This is a genomic window from Stenotrophomonas sp. STEN063, assembly GCF_056854515.1.
Window position 1 is genome coordinate 39304 of the sequence record NZ_JBXFWF010000023.1, and the last position, 19086, is coordinate 58389.

The 19086-nt window shown below is 64.3% G+C and carries 16 protein-coding genes and 1 tRNA gene; 7 read left to right on the forward strand and 10 right to left on the reverse strand.

What is annotated here, in order from left to right; all coding sequences use genetic code 11:
- Positions 1-30 precede the first annotated feature (30 nt).
- Positions 31-2826, forward strand: coding sequence for a TonB-dependent receptor plug domain-containing protein (locus tag AC1VWL_RS08300; protein WP_482986359.1), 2796 nt, complete (start codon positions 31-33; stop codon positions 2824-2826).
- A gap of 897 nt (positions 2827-3723) precedes the next feature.
- Here AC1VWL_RS08300 and ychF read toward each other — a convergent pair.
- The 8 genes from ychF to AC1VWL_RS08340 form a co-directional block, all read right to left on the reverse strand.
- Positions 3724-4815, reverse strand: a complete 1092-nt coding sequence (ychF, locus tag AC1VWL_RS08305; protein ID WP_482986360.1) for a redox-regulated ATPase YchF — start codon at positions 4813-4815, stop codon at positions 3724-3726.
- Positions 4816-4899: 84 nt separating this feature from the next.
- Entirely contained in the window at positions 4900-5478 is a 579-nt protein-coding gene (pth, locus tag AC1VWL_RS08310) for an aminoacyl-tRNA hydrolase (protein WP_296252462.1), read from the reverse strand.
- 53 nt (positions 5479-5531) lie between these two features.
- Positions 5532-6134, reverse strand: a complete 603-nt coding sequence (locus AC1VWL_RS08315; RefSeq protein ID WP_282267139.1) for a 50S ribosomal protein L25/general stress protein Ctc — start codon at positions 6132-6134, stop codon at positions 5532-5534.
- A gap of 105 nt (positions 6135-6239) precedes the next feature.
- Positions 6240-7199 (reverse strand): ribose-phosphate diphosphokinase, encoded by a 960-nt coding sequence (locus AC1VWL_RS08320; RefSeq protein WP_282267136.1) that lies wholly within the window; start codon positions 7197-7199, stop codon positions 6240-6242.
- 108 nt (positions 7200-7307) lie between these two features.
- A tRNA-Gln gene (locus AC1VWL_RS08325) sits at positions 7308-7384 on the reverse strand.
- Between the two features lie 3 nt (positions 7385-7387).
- A complete protein-coding gene (gene ispE / locus AC1VWL_RS08330) occupies positions 7388-8266 on the reverse strand; it encodes a 4-(cytidine 5'-diphospho)-2-C-methyl-D-erythritol kinase (protein WP_282267133.1) in 879 nt (292 codons plus the stop codon).
- Complete coding sequence (gene lolB / locus AC1VWL_RS08335) at positions 8263-8922, reverse strand: lipoprotein insertase outer membrane protein LolB (protein ID WP_481615402.1); 660 nt, start codon at positions 8920-8922, stop codon at positions 8263-8265. The genes ispE and lolB overlap by 4 nt, the downstream gene beginning before the upstream one ends.
- Positions 8919-10601, reverse strand: coding sequence for a tetratricopeptide repeat protein (locus tag AC1VWL_RS08340; RefSeq protein WP_482986361.1), 1683 nt, complete (start codon positions 10599-10601; stop codon positions 8919-8921). The genes lolB and AC1VWL_RS08340 overlap by 4 nt, the downstream gene beginning before the upstream one ends.
- 67 nt (positions 10602-10668) lie before the next feature.
- Here AC1VWL_RS08340 and hemA point away from each other — a divergent pair, with 67 nt between their 5' ends.
- The 4 genes from hemA to ppk2 all read left to right on the forward strand — a co-directional run bounded on the left by hemA (position 10669) and on the right by ppk2 (position 15784).
- Complete coding sequence (gene hemA / locus AC1VWL_RS08345) at positions 10669-11952, forward strand: glutamyl-tRNA reductase (RefSeq protein ID WP_296252472.1); 1284 nt, start codon at positions 10669-10671, stop codon at positions 11950-11952.
- Positions 11930-13015, forward strand: a complete 1086-nt coding sequence (gene prfA, locus AC1VWL_RS08350) for a peptide chain release factor 1 (protein ID WP_481548073.1) — start codon at positions 11930-11932, stop codon at positions 13013-13015. The genes hemA and prfA overlap by 23 nt, the downstream gene beginning before the upstream one ends.
- Before the next feature lie 196 nt (positions 13016-13211).
- Complete coding sequence (locus tag AC1VWL_RS08355; RefSeq protein ID WP_482986362.1) at positions 13212-14924, forward strand: O-linked N-acetylglucosamine transferase, SPINDLY family protein; 1713 nt, start codon at positions 13212-13214, stop codon at positions 14922-14924.
- A gap of 41 nt (positions 14925-14965) precedes the next feature.
- Positions 14966-15784: a polyphosphate kinase 2 gene (gene ppk2, locus AC1VWL_RS08360; RefSeq protein WP_482986363.1), complete on the forward strand. Its 819-nt coding sequence runs from the start codon at positions 14966-14968 to the stop codon at positions 15782-15784.
- Between the two features lie 304 nt (positions 15785-16088).
- Here ppk2 and AC1VWL_RS08365 read toward each other — a convergent pair whose 3' ends face one another.
- Together AC1VWL_RS08365 and AC1VWL_RS08370 are read right to left on the reverse strand one after the other, a co-directional pair.
- A complete protein-coding gene (locus AC1VWL_RS08365; RefSeq protein WP_482986364.1) occupies positions 16089-16652 on the reverse strand; it encodes a TlpA family protein disulfide reductase in 564 nt (187 codons plus the stop codon).
- A complete protein-coding gene (locus AC1VWL_RS08370) occupies positions 16649-17923 on the reverse strand; it encodes a YihY family inner membrane protein (protein WP_481615397.1) in 1275 nt (424 codons plus the stop codon). Before AC1VWL_RS08370 ends, AC1VWL_RS08365 begins: the two co-directional genes overlap by 4 nt.
- A 78-nt stretch (positions 17924-18001) precedes the next feature.
- Here AC1VWL_RS08370 and wrbA point away from each other — a divergent pair, with 78 nt between their 5' ends.
- Both wrbA and AC1VWL_RS08380 read left to right on the forward strand, forming a co-directional pair.
- Positions 18002-18595, forward strand: coding sequence for an NAD(P)H:quinone oxidoreductase (gene wrbA / locus AC1VWL_RS08375; RefSeq protein ID WP_482986365.1), 594 nt, complete (start codon positions 18002-18004; stop codon positions 18593-18595).
- Complete coding sequence (locus AC1VWL_RS08380; protein ID WP_482986366.1) at positions 18592-18936, forward strand: DUF2069 domain-containing protein; 345 nt, start codon at positions 18592-18594, stop codon at positions 18934-18936. Before wrbA ends, AC1VWL_RS08380 begins: the two co-directional genes overlap by 4 nt.
- Positions 18937-19086: the final 150 nt, after the last annotated feature.

Consider the following 19086-nt stretch of genomic DNA (forward strand, 5'->3'; position numbering starts at 1 on the left):
TCCGGACACTTTTCATCAGAGAGCTGATTCATGCGTAAGCACGCAATGGTGTGTTCAATCCAACTGGCCCTGCTGTCGATGGCCGCCCCCGCCCTGGCCCAGACCGCCACCCAGGGCCAACCGCAACAACTCGACACGGTGCAGGTCACCGGCTCGCGCATCCCGCGCGCCCAGGTGGAAGGCCCGGCACCGGTCACCGTGGTGACGGCTGAGCAGATCAAATCCGCCGGCTTCACCTCGGTACCCGACGTACTGCGCTCGCTCAGCCAGAACAGCGGCAGCACGCAGGGACAGCAGAACACCACTGGCGCCCAGTCCACGCCTGGCGCACAGGCAGTCGATCTGCGCGGCCTTGGGCCCAACCACACCCTTGTACTGGTCAATGGCCGACGCATCGCCGACTTCCCGCTGCCGCTCAATGGCCGCAGCAACTTCACCGATGTCGGCAACATCCCGCTGGGCATGATCGACCGGATTGAAGTGCTGACCGGCAGTGCCTCGGCGGTGTACGGCTCAGACGCAATGGCCGGCGTCATCAACTTCATCCTCAAGAAGTCCACCGATGGCACCACCTTCGACTACCGCTTTGGCGACACCAGCCGGGGCGGTGGCTCATCGCAGAATTTGACGATCACCACCGGCTTTGAGCAGGACAAGTTCAGCGGCATCGTCGGCGTTGAACTGATCAACAAGCGCCCCCTGTGGGGCACCGACCGCAGCGTGCAGGATTCGACGCTGGATTCGCCTGCTGCAGAACGCCAGCTGCCGCGCCTTATCGCGCAGCTGCAGAACTGGGACGACGACGAAAACATCGCCCCGGCCGACAATTGCGCGGCGATGGCCGGCCTCAACGGCGGCACCACCGTGCTCGCCGAGAACGACTACGGCCCGTATTGCGGCAGCGAACGCGCCATTGCCTATCGCACCATCCAGAACGAGCGCAAAGGCTTCAATGCCTATGGTTCGTTCGAGTACCGCTTCAATGATGCGCTGTCGTGGTTTGCCGATGTCCAGCTTGGCCAGCAGAAGGTCAAGCTGCTGACCGGCACCAATGGCAATGATGTCGCCAGCGACCACATGGGCTGGGAGTTCCATGACCCGAACTCCGAAGGCAACTACCGCAACAAGATCTTCTACAACGCCACCACCGGGCGCTATGAGAACTGGGCGCGTCAATTCACCCCGGAGGAGGTTGGCGGCCTGCGCAACCGCATGAACACCACCACCCAGAAGACATTTGCGGTAACCACCGGCCTGAAGGGCATGTTCGCCGAGGAGTGGAACTGGGAAGCGGCCTACAACCACTCCCAGTACAAGGCTGACGTCAAGATGCCGCGCATCAAGGCAGCTGCAGCCAACCGCCTGTTCCTGGGCGAACTGCAGGGTTACGACGATGACGGCATCGCGATCTACACCCCGGATCCGACGCGCCTGTTCACACCACTGACCACCGCCGAGTTTGCCTCGATCGCGGCGATGTCCACCTTCCGCCCGGAAGCCAAGAACGACAACCTCAGCTTCACCGTCGATACCGCGTCGCTGTTCTCGCTGCCTGCAGGTGACGTCGGCTTCGCTGGTGCAGTGGAATACGGTGAACAGTCCTACAAGATCAATCCCGATCCACTCGCACTTACCGAAGACGCGTACTACGGCCCGCGCTATGGTGATGGCAGCGGCGACCGTGATCATTGGAGTGCTGCCGGCGAATTGCGCTTGCCAATCGCTTCCACCCTGCAGGCAAGCGTTGCGGGCCGCTATGACCGTTACAGCTACGGCAACAAGAGCCCGGGCAAGTTCACCTACAGCGCCGGTCTTGAATGGCGCCCGCTGGATACGCTGTTGCTGCGTAGTTCTTATGGCACCGGCTTCCGTGCGCCGGACATGCACTACCTGTTTGCCGGGAACGACTACTACCGCACCCGCTTCGCCACCGATTACCTGGCCTGTCGTTCGGACAATGCCGGTGCAACCGACGGCGAATGCTACGACCGCGACTTTGGCAACTACGACGTCAGCACGTTCGATGTCTACAGCGGCAACATGAATCTGGATGAGGAGACGAGCAAGTCGTTCTCGGCCGGTTTCGTGTGGTCACCCGTGACCAACTTCGATCTGGCGGTGGACTACTACAAGATCCGGATCGAGAATCAGGTGCAGACGCAGGACCGCGAACTGCTGCGCATCCAGGAAGCGGACTGCCGCCTCGGCAGGACCGATACAGGTGCCGCAGTGGACATCAACTCACCGACCTGCGTGGATGCCCTGGCCCGCGTAGTCCGTGATGCAGACGGCAACATCACCAGCGTGCTGTTCGGCCCGATCAACATCGCCAACGAGGAAACCTCGGGCATCGATGTCGCCGCCAACTACCGTCTGCAGACCGCGAACGCTGGCGATTTCAGTTTCACCGGCCAGTACAACTGGACCCATCGCCATACCCGCCAGCAGTTCCCCGGCGACCCGAAGGAAGACATGCTCGATGTCAGCTTCAGCGCCACCACGCTGCCGCGGGTGAAGTCGAACCTGGGCGTGAGCTGGGACAAGGGTGCCTGGGGCGCCAGCCTGTTCGGCAACTACCTTGGCAAGGTCGCCAACTACGACAACGACGCATGGACCAAAGCAACCTGGCGCTTCAACGCCGGTGCCCGCTACGACATCACTGATCATCTGCGGGTGTCGCTGTCGGTCAACAACCTGTTCGACAAGATGCCGCCGAAGGACCCGACCTGGTCGAATTACCCGTACTACGACACTTCGTGGTTCGACAGCATGGGCCGCAGCTACTACCTGCAGCTCACCTGGAAGTTGGGCGGCAAGGCGCTGTAAGGCCAGTCTGCACGCAGTGCCAACAAGGCCCGCCATTGGCGGGCCTTGTTGTTTGTGCGGGCCTTGGTGCTACCACTGACCGACATTCCGGAGGCTACGGGCTTTTTCTCCACAGCCACTGTGTGCAATGGATGGAGAAGACTGTGGACAACTGCGTGCAGGCCCTGCGCTGCAAGGCTTTCAAAATGGCGGTGATTTTTTCGCCACTGCACTACAACGAAGGCATGCGGCTTTTTTTGCGGGAGCGGCGTAAGCCGCGAAGCACGCACATCATAAGGTGGCGCAGTCTCCCGGCACTGCAGGAATACCAGCTTCGCGGCTGACGCCGCTCCTACAAGCAGCCACCCGGCTTATCGGGTTCTCCACAAGCGCTGTGCGCAATGGCTGGAGAAGGCTGTGGACAACCGCGTGCAAGCCTTGCGCTGCAAGGCTTTCAGAATGGCGGTGAAATTTTCGCCAATGCACTACAACGAAGGCATGCGGCCTTTTTTGTAGGAGCGGCGTAAGCCGCGAAGCACGCACATCATCAGGTGGCGCAGTCTCCCGGCGTTGCAGGAATGCCAGCTTCGCGGCTTACGCCGCTCCTACAAATTCAGGCCAACCTATCTTGTGGGAGCGGCGTCAGCCGCGAAGCTCGTGCCCCTTCAGCTTGCACAGACACGAGGGCTTCAAGAATGTCAGCTTCGCGGCTCACGCCGCTCCCACAAGCATCCGTCTGCCCAGGGATTTCTCCACAGCCGCTGTGTGCAATGGATGGAGAAGACTGTGGACAACTGCGCGCAGGCCTTGCGCTGCAAGGCCTTCAAAATGGTGATCAAATTTTAATCACACAACAAACCACACATACAACAGGGCCCCGCATTGCGGGGCCTTGTTGGTACTGCAACATCCAAGGAATCAGACGTTGAAGCGGAAATGCAGCACGTCGCCTTCCTTGACGATGTAATCCTTGCCTTCCAGGCGCAGGCGACCGGCTTCCTTGGCGCCCTGCTCACCCTTGAGGTTGATGAAGTCCTCGTAGCTGATGGTTTCGGCACGGATGAAGCCACGCTCGAAGTCGGTATGGATCACGCCTGCTGCCTGCGGTGCGGTCGAACCGGCACGCAGCTGCCATGCGCGGACTTCCTTCACACCTGCGGTGAAGTAGGTCTGCAGGCCAAGCAGCTTGTAGCCGGCACGGATCACGCGGTTCAGGCCCGGCTCTTCCAGACCGAGGTCCTTGAGGAACTCGTCGCGGTCGGCGTCGTCCAGCTGCGCCATTTCTTCTTCGATGGCCGCACACACCGGCACCACTTCGGCACCTTCGGCCGCGGCGCGGGCGCGCACGACGTCCAGCAGCGGATTGTTCTCGAAGCCGTCTTCGGCAACGTTGGCGATGTACATCAGCGGCTTCAGCGTGATCAGGAACATGTCACGGATCAGCGCCTTCTCATCGGCATCGAGGCCGGCGGCACGCGCCGACTTGCCCTGATCCAGTGCCGACGCCAGCTTCTCGAGCACCGGCTTGCGGGCCAGCGCTTCCTTGTCGTTGGCCTTGGCCGCGCGGGTGGCACGATCCAGTGCCTTCAGCACCGATTCCAGGTCGGCCAGCGCCAGCTCGGTATCGATGGTTTCGATATCGGCGATCGGGTCGACCTTGTTGGCCACGTGGATGACGTTGCCGTCTTCGAAGCAGCGCACGACGTGGGCGATGGCGTCGGTCTCGCGGATGTGGGCCAGGAACTTGTTGCCCAGGCCTTCACCCTTGGACGCACCAGCGACCAGACCGGCGATGTCGACGAACTCCATCGTGGTCGGGATCACCCGCTCCGGCTTGACGATGGTTGCCAGCGCATCAAGGCGCGGATCCGGCACCGGCACCACGCCGGTGTTCGGCTCGATCGTGCAGAACGGGAAGTTGGCCGCAGCGATACCCGCCTTGGTCAGCGCATTGAACAGGGTCGACTTGCCGACATTGGGCAGACCGACGATGCCGCATTTGATACCCATGCTTGAACTCCCGTGAATGGAAAATCGGGAATGGAGAACCGGAAGGGCCTAGTGCCGTTCCATTCCCCATTCCCCATTTTTCGCTCACTTGGTGGTGTGCAGACGCTTCATCGCTTCGCTGTAATCACCAGCTACTGCCAACGGCATCACGTCGATGGCCGCATCGATGGCCTGTGCCATCAGCACGGCGTCGTCCGGCGACGGACGGCCCAATACCCAACCCACCACGCGGTCCTTGTGACCCGGATGGCCGATGCCAAGACGCAGGCGATGGAACTTGCCATGACCGAGCAGACGGATGGTGTCACGCAGGCCGTTCTGGCCGCCATGACCACCGTCGAACTTGAGCCGGGCCACGCCGGGCGGCATGTCCAGTTCGTCGTGTGCAAGCAGGGTCTGTTCCGGCTCGATCTTCCAGAACCGCTGTGCGGCGGTGACCGATTTGCCAGACAGGTTCATGTAGGTCGCCGGCTTCAACAGCCACACCGGCTGCCCGGCAATCTCGACCTTGGCGACTTCGCCAAACAATTTGCTTTCCAGCGCCCAGCGCGCGCCCTGCCGCTCTGCCAGGGCCTCAACGAAATGAAACCCGGCATTGTGCCGGGTCCGGGCGTGTTCGGGTCCGGGATTGCCCAGACCAACGATCAATCGCAAGCCAGTCATCTGTCAGATACACCTGCTGCGCCCGCTCCGAAGAGCGGGCGCAACATGGCCGATTACTCGGCTGCTGCTTCTTCTGCAGCGGCGGTCTTGGCGATGACAACAGCGTCGTCATGGCCCTTGCCCAGCTTCAGAGCCGGAATTTCCACGCCAGCCGGCAGCTTCAGGCCCGACAGGTAGATGATGTCGCCAGCCTTCAGCTCGCCCAGGTCGACTTCGATCGACTCCGGCAGGTCCTTCGGCAAGCAAGCGATCGACACTTCCTTCAGTTCGTGGGTGACCAGCACGTCGGCAGCCTTGCCAGCCGGCGAGGTGTCTTCGTTGATGAAGGTCAGCGGCACCGAAGCGTGCAGCACTTCATTTTCGTTCACGCGCTGGAAATCCAGGTGCATGACCAGCTGCTTGTACGGGTGACGCTGCATGTCACGCAGCAGCACCTTGTGGATGGTGCCGTCGAGGTTCAGGTCGATGATCGACGAGTAGAACCAATCGTTGAACTGGGCCAGCCAGATTTCGTTGTGGTTGAACTGGACCTTCACCGGCTCCTTGTCACCACCGTAAACGATACCCGGGACCACGCCTTCGTGACGCAGGCGGCGGCTCGCACCCTGACCTTGCACGTCACGACGGGCGACTTTGATTTCGTGGGAATTTGCCATTGTTGACTACTCTAGGTTGTTGCATCGCCTCGCGGCGTTGCGTAAAGACTCTTCCGCGACCAGAAGAGCCCGTGATGATCCCCGGCAAGCCGGGGACCGGATGCATCAATCCACGTACATCGAGCTGACCGACTCACCGAAGGCGATGCGACGCATCGTCTCGGCCAGCATTTCGGCCACGCTGATCTGGCGGATCTTGGGACAGACGCGGGCCACTTCGGAAAGCGGAATCGTGTCGGTCACCACCAGCTCGTCGAGCTGGGAGTTGTTCAGGTTGTCCACGGCCGGGCCCGAGAGCACGGCGTGGGTGCAGTACGCGGCGACCTTCAGTGCACCGCGCGCCTTGAGGGCGGCAGCGGCAGCACACAGGGTGCCGGCGGTGTCGACGATGTCGTCGACCATCACGCAAGTCTTGCCCTCGACGTCACCGATGATGTTCATCACGGTGGCGACGTTGGCACGCGGACGGCGCTTGTCGATGATGGCCAGGTCGGCATCATCCAGGCGCTTTGCCACGGCGCGGGCGCGTACCACGCCGCCTACGTCCGGGCTGACCACGATCAGGTTGTCAGTGCCGTAGACACGCCAGATGTCGGCCAGCAGCAGCGGCGACGCATAGACGTTATCGACCGGCATGTCGAAGAAACCCTGGATCTGATCGGCGTGCAGGTCGACCGTGAGGATCTGGTCGGTATGCACGGCCGAGAACATCTTTGCAGCAACCTTCGCGGTGATCGGCACGCGCGAGGAGCGCATGCGGCGATCCTGGCGGGCGTAACCGAAGTACGGCACCACCGCGGTGACGGATGCGGCGCTCGCGCGCTTGAGCGCGTCGATGATCACCAGCAGTTCCATCAGGTTCTCGGCGCTGGGAGCACCGGTCGGCTGAACGACGAAAACGTCCTGCTTGCGCACGTTTTCCTGGATCTCGACCTGTACTTCACCGTCGGAGAACTTGGAAACCAATGCCTTGCCCGGCCTTACCCCGAGTTCCTTGCAGATGCTCTGTGCAAGAGGTTTGTTGGCATTGCCGGAAAAGACCAGCAGGTTCGGGGAATCTTGCATGACAGCTCTCTCGGGCGGGGGCGAGTAGCAAATGGAAACGTGAGTACTGCAGTGATGGCGCAGGTGTGACTGGCGCACATCCATTGCGCTTACAGCGTTGGGAGTGTGTGGCAGGGGCGGTAGGATTCGAACCTACGAATGCCAGGATCAAAACCTGGTGCCTTGGGCCTCTTGGCGACGCCCCTGCATCAAACAATTCCCGTCGTATCCAGCGCATCCAGCAGTGGCGAGCGATCAACACCCGCAGCTACCCATGCTCGCAGTTGCGGCGGCAACTCCGCCAAGGCCTGCTCTGCAGCAGCGCGCGTGGCGAACTCGACGAAACAACCGCTTCCCGACCCCGTGAGTCGTGCCCGACCAATACCTGACAAGGCCTGGAACGTCGCCTCGATGGCAGGTTCCTGGCGCCGTAGTACCGGCTCGAACGCATTTCCGAGGACGGTCCCGGAAGCGAAGTCCGCTATTTTCACGGGCTTGGCATCCCGCGTCAAATGCTGTGAACGGAAAAGTTCAGCCGTGGGCACATGAACGCCCGGATCCACCAGCAAATACCATGCTTCCGGCAATTCCATCGGCGTCAGCAATTCGCCCACACCTTCGGCCCAGGCGCTGCGCCCGCGCACGAATACCGGTACATCGGCGCCTAGACCGACGCCAAGTGCGGCCAGCGCGTCCTCGTCCAGACCAGTGCCCCATAGCGCATTCAGCGCCACCAGCACGGTTGCCGCATCGGATGAGCCACCGCCAAAGCCGCCACCGGCAGGGATCCGCTTTTCGACCCGGATATCGACACCTTTGCCGCAATTGGTGGCATTTTTCAGCGCGATGGCCGCACGAACCACCAGATCATCAGCCTCGGCTACACCAGCCACCGATGGCCCGTCCCGATGCACCTGACCATCTTCACGCAGGCGCAGCCCGATGCGATCACCCCAATCCAGCAGCCGGAATACGGTCTGCAGCACGTGGTAGCCATCCGCGCGACGGCCGGTGATATGCAGAAACAGGTTCAACTTGGCCGGGGCCGGCCAGTACGACCAGCCCGCTTCGTCAACAACGGCAGTCATGGCGCGTCCGCACCCCATTCATCCACGATCAGGCGGACCTTGGCATCGCCATTGACCGCCTCGATCCGGCGCGGCAGCGACGGACGCCCGGCCTCGGCCGGGTACCAGTCCAGGTAATCCACCTGCCAGCCCTGCTGGCGCAGTACCCGTGGCCGGCCTTCGGCGTCAAAGCCGAGGTGCTCCGGGCTTGCGCCCGCACTTGGCAGACCACGCACCCAGTCGGCCAGCTGGGCGACCGGGATTTCCCAGCCAGTGGCCTGCAACAGCAGCTGGCCGGCGTCATCGGCCGTGCGCGGCCCGCCATCAAGTCCCTCCAGACGCACCGCCTGGCCGGGCTCACCACCACTGAGTTGCCAGCTCTGGCGAGTCACTGGTGCAGCCAGGCTGACCTGATAGACAGGCCCCTGCTGCAGCCAGTCGATCCGGCCGTTGCCGCCGTTGCGCCCCTTGCTGATCGCCACCCGGCCCTGGAACGACCAGTCCGGCTGCGCCCGCAAGGCGGTTTGCCGCTGCTGCTCCGCCGCCTGTGCCTGCGCCGACACCTGCGCTACTTCAGCCGCTACCGGCGCCGCCTGGCGCTTGGGCACCGAACCACAGGCCGCGAGCGTGCCTACCACCAGCAGCGCCAACGGCGCCCGCCACATCATTACGTTCATACACCCAACTTTTCGATCGCACGCTGCAGTGCGCGGTTATCCGGATCCAACTTGCGGGCCTCGTCGAAGTAGCGCCGGGCTTCGTCTTTCTGCCCCAGCACCCACAGCACCTCGCCCACATGCGCGGCGATTTCCGGGTCCTTGTTCAAGCCCCAGGCGCGGCGCAGATGCACCAGCGCCTCGTCGTTGCGACCCAGCCGATACAGCACCCAGCCATAGCTGTCGACGATGGCCGCATTGTCCGGCTCGGCGACGCGCGCACGGTCGATCAGCTCCAATGCCTCCTGGTAGCGCTGGGTGCGGTCGGCCAAGGTGTAGCCCAGCGCGTTCAGCGCCGCCACGTTCTCCGGCTCGGCCACCAGCACCTTGCGCAGGTCAGCCTCGGCGCGCGGCACATTGTCGTTGCGCTCCCAGGCCAGCGCGCGGGCGTACAGCAAGGCACTGTCATCCGGGAACGCAGCCAGGCCACGGGCCAGCACATCGAACTCGGCCTTGGTTTCGCCATCACGCAGCTGCAGCTCGGATTCGAGCAGATAGGCGTCACGGCGTACATCGTCGTCAAGCGAGGCATCGGCCTGGATCGACTGCACTTCCTTGGCAGCGCGCGCCTTGTCGCCCATCAGGTGCAGCGCATTGACCGCACGCAGCTGGGCCTCACCGCGATGCTCGCCACCGGGCACGCCGTGATACCAATCCACGGCTTCCTGGTAGCGCTTCAGGTACTCGGCGATCTTGCCCAGCAGCAGGCGCTGGTCGGGATCAGGCTTGCTGGCCTTGGCCGCGATGTCCTGATACAGCGCCAACAGGCCCGCATCGTCCTTCTGCTTGGCCAGCAGCGAGGCACGCATGCCCCAGCTCTGCAGGTTCTGCTCACCTATCGACAGCACATGCTCGGCTGCGGCGGTTTCACCCAGCGTGTCATAGGCGATGGCCAACGCACCACGCAGCTCCTCGTCCTTCTCGGCCCTGGGCTCGATGCCCTTTAGCAGGGCCAGCGCCTCGTCCTTCTTGCCGGCCTGGTTGAGTTGGGAGGCATGCAACAGCGCCACCCGCGGCTCGTCCGGGAAGCGCCGGACCACCTCGCCGACCATGCGCCGCGACAACTCCGGCCGCTCCATGCGCAGGGCCAGCCTGCCGAACTCCTGCCAGGCCTCCAGATCATTGGGGATCGCATTGGCGTCCACCAGCATGCCCAGCACCTGTGCCGGCACCGCCGGGTCGCGGCCACCAGTAGCCAGCGCCAGCAGCGCATAGCGCCAGGCGCGCGGCTCAGCAGAGCGCAGCACCGCCAACAACTCCTTGCGGGCCAGCCTGGCATCGCCATTGCGCATGGCCAGCGCACCACGGGTGCCGCGCACCGCGACCGAACCAGGGTCACGCTGCGCCCACAGCGCCAGCGCCTGTTCGGCTCGGTCGGCATCATCGGCCAGCATGGCGATGCGGGTGGCGCGTTCAGCCAGGCCCACGTCGCCCTTGGCTTCCTGGGCCGCCTGCAGATACCAGCGGGCGGCATCGGGCAACTTGCCGGCCTGCAGCGAGAATTCGCCGGCCAGCACCGGGGTCAGCGGCAGGCCTTCGGCCGCCAATGGCGCCTGGACCGGCGCAACCGGGGCCGCCAGCACCGGAAAAACCGGCAGGGAAAGCAACAGAACGGTGCATATGCGATTGAATACGGGCATCTGACGCAACCGGGCCGTAAAATGGCGGCCTTCAACAGCCAGCAGCTTATCGCAAGCAACTGAACAGATGACCCTGTGGGTGCTCGGACTGAATCACCAGACTGCGCCGGTAGAACTGCGCGAACGCGCTGCCTTTGGCGGAGACGCCCTGCCGCGCGCGATGGATTCATTGCGGCAGACCCCGCAACTGGCCGAGGCGGTGCTGCTGTCCACCTGCAACCGCACCGAGTTGTATGCCGTTGCCGAGGACAGCAAGGCCTTGAGCCACTGGCTGGAGCACCACGCCGGCAGCCTGCAGGGCTACCTCTACCAGCACAGCGACGCTGAGGCCGTGCGCCATCTGTTCCGGGTCGCAACTGGCCTGGACTCGATGGTGCTGGGCGAGCCGCAGATCCTGGGCCAGGTGAAAGATGCCTGGGCGCTGGCCCACGACAGCGGCGCAATCGGGCAACAATTGGACCGGTTGTTCCAGCAGACCTTCTCCGTGGCCAAGCGTGCCCGCACCGACACCCGCGTCGGCGCCAATCCAATCTCGGTGGCTTCCACCGCGGTGCGGCTGGCGCAGGACTCGTTTGCGCGCATGGATGAATCCACCGTGCTGCTGGTCGGTGCCGGCGAAACCATGGAGCTGGTCGCCAAGCATCTGAGCGATGCCAAGGTGAAGCGCCTGCTCATCGCCAACCGCACCCTGGCCAATGCCCAGGACCTGGCCAGCCGGCACGGCGGCGTGGCGCTGCCCTTGACCGAGCTGGAGCGCCATCTGGGCGAAGCCGACGTGGTGTTCTCGGCCACCGCCGCGCGCGAGCCGGTGATCCTGCACCGCCAGGTCGCCAACGCGCTGCGCCTGCGCCGGCACAAGCCGATGCTGCTGTTCGACCTGGCCGTGCCGCGCGATATCGACGCCGAGGTTGGCACGCTGGCCGATGCCTACCTGTACACCGTGGATGACCTGGAGCGGGCCGTGGAAGAAAACCGCCGCGGCCGCCGCGAGGCCGCCGCCGAGGCCGAATCCATCATCGACCTGCAGGTCACCCGTTACCTGGAGAACCTGCGCGCCACTCGCCTGCAGGCGCCGATCCGGCAACTGCGCGCGTTCGGCGAGGCCACCCGCGCCGAATTGCTGGCCAAGGCCCGGCAACAGCTGGCCCATGGCAAACTCCCCGACGAAGTACTGGAGCAGTTGGCGCACGGCCTGACCAACCGCCTGCTGCATCCACCCACCGCCGCCCTGCGCCAAGCCGCGCAGGATGGCGATACCGATCTCACCCGCGCCGCCGAGCGCCTGTTCCCGGCCACCCCCGGGTATCACCACCCCGCTGCGAGGAATGATGACGCCGACCCTGCGCCGTAAGCTGCTGGCACTGGCCGAGCGCCGAGAAGAACTGGAACGCCTGCTTTCCGACCCCGATGTGGTCGCCGACAACGAGCGTTTCCGCAATTTTTCCCGTGAGTTCTCGCAACTGGAACCCATCGCCACTGCATTGGCGAACGAAACCCGTGCGCTGGAAGACCTGGCCTCGGCCGAAGCCATGCGCAACGACCCGGAACTGCGCGAGCTGGCCGAGGAAGAAATCAGCGCTGCCCAGGCCCGCCTGCAGGCATTGGACGAGGAACTGGCGCTGCTGCTGGTGCCGCGTGACCCGCGCGATGAAGGCAACCTGTTCCTGGAAGTGCGCGCCGGCACCGGCGGCGACGAGGCAGCGATTTTTGCCGGCGACCTGTTCCGCATGTACGCCCGCTATGCCGAGCGCCAGGGCTGGAAGGTGGAAATCGAATCCGATAACCCCGGCGAACATGGCGGCTACAAGGAGATCGTGGCACGCGTGGTTGGCCGCGGCGCCTACTCCAAGCTGAAGTTCGAATCCGGCACGCACCGTGTGCAGCGCGTGCCGGCCACCGAATCGCAGGGCCGCATCCACACCTCGGCAGCAACGGTGGCGATCATCCCCGAAGCCGACGATGTCGAAGACGTGGTGATCAACCCGGCGGATCTGAAGGTGGACACGTTCCGTTCCTCCGGCGCCGGCGGCCAGCACGTCAACAAGACCGAGTCAGCGATCCGCATCACCCACGTCCCCACCGGCGTGGTGGTGGAATGCCAGACCGAGCGCAGCCAGCACGCCAATCGCGACAAGGCGATGAAGCGGCTGAAGGCGCAGTTGCTGGATGCCGAGCGCAGCAAGCAGGCCGCAGCCCAGGCCGAGTCGCGCCGCCTGCAGGTAGGCAGTGGCGACCGCAGCCAGCGCATCCGCACCTACAGCTTCCCGCAGGGCCGCATCACCGACCACCGCGTCGAAGGCCTGACCCTGTACGACCTGCCCAACATCATCGAAGGCGGCCTCGACGACCTGATCGCACGCCTGCAGCACGAACACCAGGTCGATGAGCTGGCACGTTTGGCTGAAGGGACGTAACCCCCTCCAGCACGCAGCACCTGCTTTGCTCCCTCCCTTATGCGAAGCATAGGGGAGGGCTGGGGAGGGGGAGCTTTGGCTTTGGCTTTGGCTTTGGCTGCTGCCTCTGGATTTGGCCTTAATCACCAGCCCAGAGCAAAATCAAAAACCACCCCTCCCCAGCCCTACGCGCAAGGGAGGGAGCAAAGCAAGCACAATGACCAACGCCCTCAACGAACGCGACCAGCTCCGCAATGCCGTCACCCGCCAGCCCGGTGACTTCATCGCCTGGGTGATGCTGGCCGACGCAGAACTTGGCGCGGGCGATGTGCGTGCGGGTGAAACAGCTGCATCCAGAGCACTGCAGCTGCGTCCACAACACCCCGAAGCCCTCGCCCGGCTCGGGCGCGCCCGTTGGATGCAAGGCAGGCATGACGAAGCCGCCGCACTGCTGCAGCAGGCCTGCCAGCGCGCTCCGCAGCACCCCGGCATGGCCTTGTGGCTGGGTCACGTATTGGAAGATGCCAACCAGCCCGAAGCCGCCGCCGACGCCTATCGACGCGCGCATGCGCTGGCACCGGACGAGGCCTATATGGCCGCACAGCGCCTGAACTGGCAGCGCCGGCTCTGCGACTGGCGCGATATCGATGCGCTCTCGCAACAAGTGCGGCGCGCGGTAGTGCAAGGCAATCCCGCCGTGGAGCCCTTCGCCTTCCTCAGCGAGGATGCCAGTGCCGCCGAACAACTGGCCTGTGCGCGACAACGTGCCGGCGTGCTTGCCCAAGCCATTCCGCGCCTGCCTGCAACGCAGGTGCGTGCACACGGCGCGCTGCGCGTCGGCTTTCTTTCCAACGGCTTCGGTGCGCACCCGACCGGGCTGCTGACGGTCGCCCTGTTCGAGCAGCTGCGCGCGCAGCCGCAATTGCAGGTCCACCTGTTTGCACTCAACCGCGACGATGGCAGCAGCATCCGCCAACGCCTGCAGGCCGCTGCCGGGCAACTGCACGACGTCAGCGGCCAGCCGCATGCGGCGATAGCCCAGCGCATCCGCAACGCAGGCATCGATCTATTGTTCGACCTGCGTGGCTGGGGTGGCGGCGGCACACCCGAAGTACTGGCCATGCGCCCTGCTCCGCTGCAGTTGAACTGGCTGGCCTACCCCGGCACGTCCGGCGCGCCGTGGATCGACTACGTCGTCGCCGATGGATTCGTGCTGCCATCGGCGCTGGAATCAGGCTTCAGCGAAAGGGTGCTGCGCCTGCCGCGCGCCTTCCAGCCCTCGGACAACACCCGCATTGTTCAGTCGCCACCGTCGCGCGGCGACTGTGGCCTGCCGGAAGCTGGCGTGGTGTTCTGTTGCTTCAACAACAGTTACAAGCTCAACCCGCGCAGCGTCGAACGCCTGCTGCAGGTGCTGCTGGGCGTGCCCGGCAGCGTGCTGTGGCTGCTGTCCGGCCCAGGCAAGGCGGATCAGCGCCTGCAGGACGTCGCCCGTCAGCGCGGCGTGGATCCAGCGCGCCTGGTGTTCATGCGCAAATTGCCGCATCCGCAGTATCTGGCCCGCTACCAGCATGCCGATCTGTTCCTGGACACACATCCGTACAACGCCCACACCACCGCCTCCGACGCGCTATGGGCTGGCTGCCCGGTGTTGACTGCGCCCGGAAACACGCTTGCCGCGCGGGTGGCGGGCAGCCTCAACCATCACCTCGGCATGGATGACATGAATGTCACCGGTGACCAGACCTTCATCGCCAAGGCAATTGCACTGGGCAACGATACTGCCGCCCTGCAGGCCACGCGCCAGCGGCTGGCCGAAGCCCGCGAGCGTAGCAGCCTGTTCGACATGGCCGGCTTCGCCAGCGACCTGACCCAGCTGCTGCAGCAGCTGGCCGGCAGCCACGGCTGGCGTGGCGCTGACATTGACTGACATGCGATTGGGTTAGGCTCGGCACTCCACAAGGAGTGACCATGGGCAAGCTCAAGCGCAAACAGTACGAAGCATTGCTGGAACCGATGCAGCTGGAACTGGCCAACATGGCCCGCTGGGCCCAGCACTGCGGGCAGCGCGTGCTGGTGCTGTTCGAAGGCCGCGATACCGCTGGCAAGGGTGGCGTCATCCAGGACATCGCCAAGCACGTCAACCCACGCCAGTGCCGGGTGGTGGCCTTGCCCAAGCCCAGCGAACGGGAAGACAGTCAGTGGTATTTCCAGCGCCATATCGCACACCTGCCCGCCGCCGGCGAGATCGTGCTGATGGACCGCAGCTGGTACAACCGTGCTGGCGTTGAAAAGGTGATGGGCTACTGCACCGATGCACAGTACAAAGACTTCCTCAAACAGGCTCCCGCGTTCGAGAAACTGCTGATCGACGATGGCATCCTGCTGTTCAAGTACTGGCTGTGCGTGGACCAGGAGCAGCAGGAAAAGCGCTTTGCCGAGCGCCGCGATGACCCGCTCAAGGGCTGGAAACTGTCACCGATCGATCTGAAATCGCGGCAGGAATACAACGCCTACACGCAGGCCCGCGAAGCCATGCTGGAAGCCACCCACACCACACAGGCGCCGTGGACGCTGGTGGACTTCAATGACCAGAAACGCGGCCGCCTGACCCTGATACGCGACCTGCTGGATCGCCTGCCGGATACCCACATCGACGAACCGGTGGTCGAACTGCCACCGCTGCCAGGCAAGCCCAAGAAGGAGAGGTACGGCGTGGTAAAGCCGATTACCCCGTTCGTTGTGGATGAAGAAGCCGCCAAGCCAAAGCGCACGTCCAGCGCCATGTAGTGCCGAGCCATGCTCGGCAGGAGCATTCCAGCAATACCCGAAAGGCTGCCCTCACCCCAACCCCTCTCCCGTAAACGGGAGAGCGGCTTGTAGTGCCGAGCCATGCTCGGCAGGGGCATTCCCAGCCATGTTGCAGGAGTTATAGGAGCGGCGTAAGCCGCGAAGCTGGCATTGCGCGAAGAGCTGAAAAGCTACCCCTCCCCAACCCTCCCCTTCGCTGCGCGAAAGGGAGGGAGTAGCAGCGGCACCGCGGCCATCTGACAGATGCCGAGAACAGCCCCCTCCCTTTCGCGCAGCGAACCCTTTAAACCGCCTTACCCCCGGCAGCCACAATCGCCTGCTCGATCTCCTGCGCATTCACCGGCCCCAGGAACTGCCTGGCGACCTTGCCGTCCGGCCCGATCAGGTAGGTCATCGGCAAGCCACGCGGCGTCGCGAAATCCTTGGGTGGGCTGAAGGTGTCGATGATGGCGATCGGATAGGCCACCGGATGCTCCTTCAGGAAGGCCTGCATCTCGTCCAGCTCGATGTCCTCATAGGCCAGGCCAACCACTTCCACATTGCTGCGCATGGCGTGCAGCGCCGACAACTCGGGCATTTCCTGCAGGCAGGGCGCGCACCAGGTAGCCCAGAAATTCACCACCACCCACTGCCCACGGTGACTGGCCAGGTCATAGGTCTTGCCATCCACGGTTGGCACCTGCAGCTGCGGCACTTCCACCGTCTGTTGGACCACGCCGGGCTGGGTCGTCTCGGGCGCGGTCGGTGTCTCGGGTGCGGCAGCCGGTGCGGCGACAGGTGCCTGCTCGGGCTTGCACGCTGCCAGGGCCAGCGCCAGCAGCGCGACGGGAACAAACTTCTTGATCATCGACTCTCTCCGCGCTCTACATAGATGTCATCCACACGGCGCTTGAGCAGTTCGCGCAACGGCAGACGTAGTTGATCCAGGGCATTGCAGGCCGCTTGCCCGAGGCTGTCCTCGCGCATCGGCAGGTATTCCTCGGCGGCGGGAATTCGCAGCTGCGCGCTTTCGTACAGTTCATGCAGGCTGATGCCGTCCAGGTCGCGCGCCAGCAACCATTCGCCACGCTCGTCACGGCGCAGCACGCCAATAGCTTCCATCTGCTCCAGCAACTGCTGCAGCAGGGAGTCGGTGAGCATGGGTTCCAGCAGCAACAGCTGGTCTTCATCCAGCCCCTGCCCTCGCTGCCGCGCCTCGCGGAAACGTCCCAGCAGACGCAGCAGGCCATAGAGCTCGCAGCCCTGTGGCAGCCGCATTGCCGCTGGTTGATAGCGGAAGGCGGCGATCGACGAGGCCAGTGACGCGCCCAGCAGTACCGACACCCAGCTCAGGTAGATCCACAGCAACAGGATCGGCACGAAGGCCACCGTGCCATAGAGCTTCTGATAGGACTGGAAGCTGCCCAGATACAGACCCATGCCCCACTTCACCAGCTCCAGCATCAGCACCGCGAGCAGCGCGCCGGGAATGGCGTGGCGCCACTTCACCGTGTGGTGTGGCACCACCCGGTAGATCAGCACCACACAGACGAATTCGATCAGTACCGGTGTCAGGCGCAGGCCAAGATCAGCCAGCCAGCGCCCCTCGGTGGTGCCGAACAAAGGCAGCGACAGCACTTTGGCCGAGATCGCCAACGAGGCGGCGGCCAGCAAGGCACCCAGGGTCAACACCGTCCAATAGACCAGGAAGCGGGTCAGCTGCGGCCGCGCCGACGCTACCCGCCAGATCCGGTTGAAGGTCTGCTCGACGCTGTTGAGGGTGATCAGCAACGACACCACCAGGGCCAGGAAACCGGCAGCGGTGAGCTGCCCGGCGCTGGCCGAGAACTGTTTCAGATAGCCTTCGGCCGCACGTGCCGCCGAGGGCACGAAATTGGAAAACACATAGTCGCTGAGCGCCTCGCTCCAACGATCGAACATCGGGAACGCCGACAGCACTCCGAACACGACAATCGCCAACGGCACCAGTGCGAACACCGTGGTGTAGGCCAGCGAGCCCGCGGCCTGGAACAGGCGGTCGTCGAGGAAGCGCTTCCACAGGAAGCGGCCGAAGCTGACGTTGCGCGCCCGGTCACGCAGGCGCTCCATCCATAGGTTGAGTGAATCCAAAGGTTCCATTCGGCAAGGGTACCCGATGCAAAGCGCGGCCCGCATCGTTGATACTGCCGGTTCCTGTAAGAGTGAGCGAATGCTGCGATGGCGGAAATCCTGGTGCTTTACTACAGCCGTGGCGGTTCGGTGGCCCGGCTGGCGCGGCAGATCGCCCGCGGTATCGGCGAGGTGCCGGGCATGAGCGCCCGCCTGCGCACGGTGCCACCGGTCGCCGCCGTCACCCAGACCAGTGCCCCGCCAGTACCAGAGGACGGCGCCCCCTATGTGGACATCGCCGATCTGGCCGAATGCAATGGCATCGTGCTCGGCAGCCCTACCCGCTTCGGCAACATGGCCGCGCCGGTCAAGCACTTCCTCGACGGCCTGGGCGCGGAATGGGTGAACGGCACCCTGGCCGGCAAGCCGGCGGCAGTATTCACCTCCACCGCCTCGATGCATGGCGGCCAGGAATCGACGCTGTTGTCGATGCACCTGCCGCTGCTGCACCACGGTTGCCTGATCGTCGGCATCCCCTTCACCGAGCCGGCACTGAGTCACACCAGCAGCGGCGGCACGCCATATGGCGCCAGCCATGTGGCCGGCAGCCAGGATGATCCGCAACCCACCGACGATGAGGCGGTGCTGGCGCGGGCATTGGGCCGACGGGTGGCCGATATCGCCCGGCGCCTGGCGCAATGAGCGGCCGCAGCCGCGACCTGATCCTGGCCTTGGCATTGGCGCTGTTGGCCGGCCTGTATGCGTGGTGGTTCCGCGCCGACCGCCACCTGCTGGCAGTGGCCTTGGTGTTCGTGGCGCCGCCGGTACTGTTGCTGCTGGGCGTACTGGCACAGCGCGCGGTCGCGCGCTTCTGGGCAGGGGTATTGGCGCTGTTCTGGTTCAGCCACGGCGTGATGAGTGCATGGAGCCACCGCGAGACCGCACTCTACGCGTGGGTTGAGATCCTGTTGGCGCTGCTGATCGTGGCCCTGGTCAGCGTTCCCGGCATGCGCGCCCGTTTTGCCGCCAGGAAAGCCCGGTAGCCCCAGCCCGGTTGGGGCGTTACCGGCCTCCCCCTGTAGAGGGGGGGGGGGCGCGCGGGGGGGGGGGGGGGCGGAACACACCAAAATAGGGGTGGGGGCCCCCCGCCCCGCGCAAGAAACAAAAACACAGCAACAACCCGGGGCGACGAG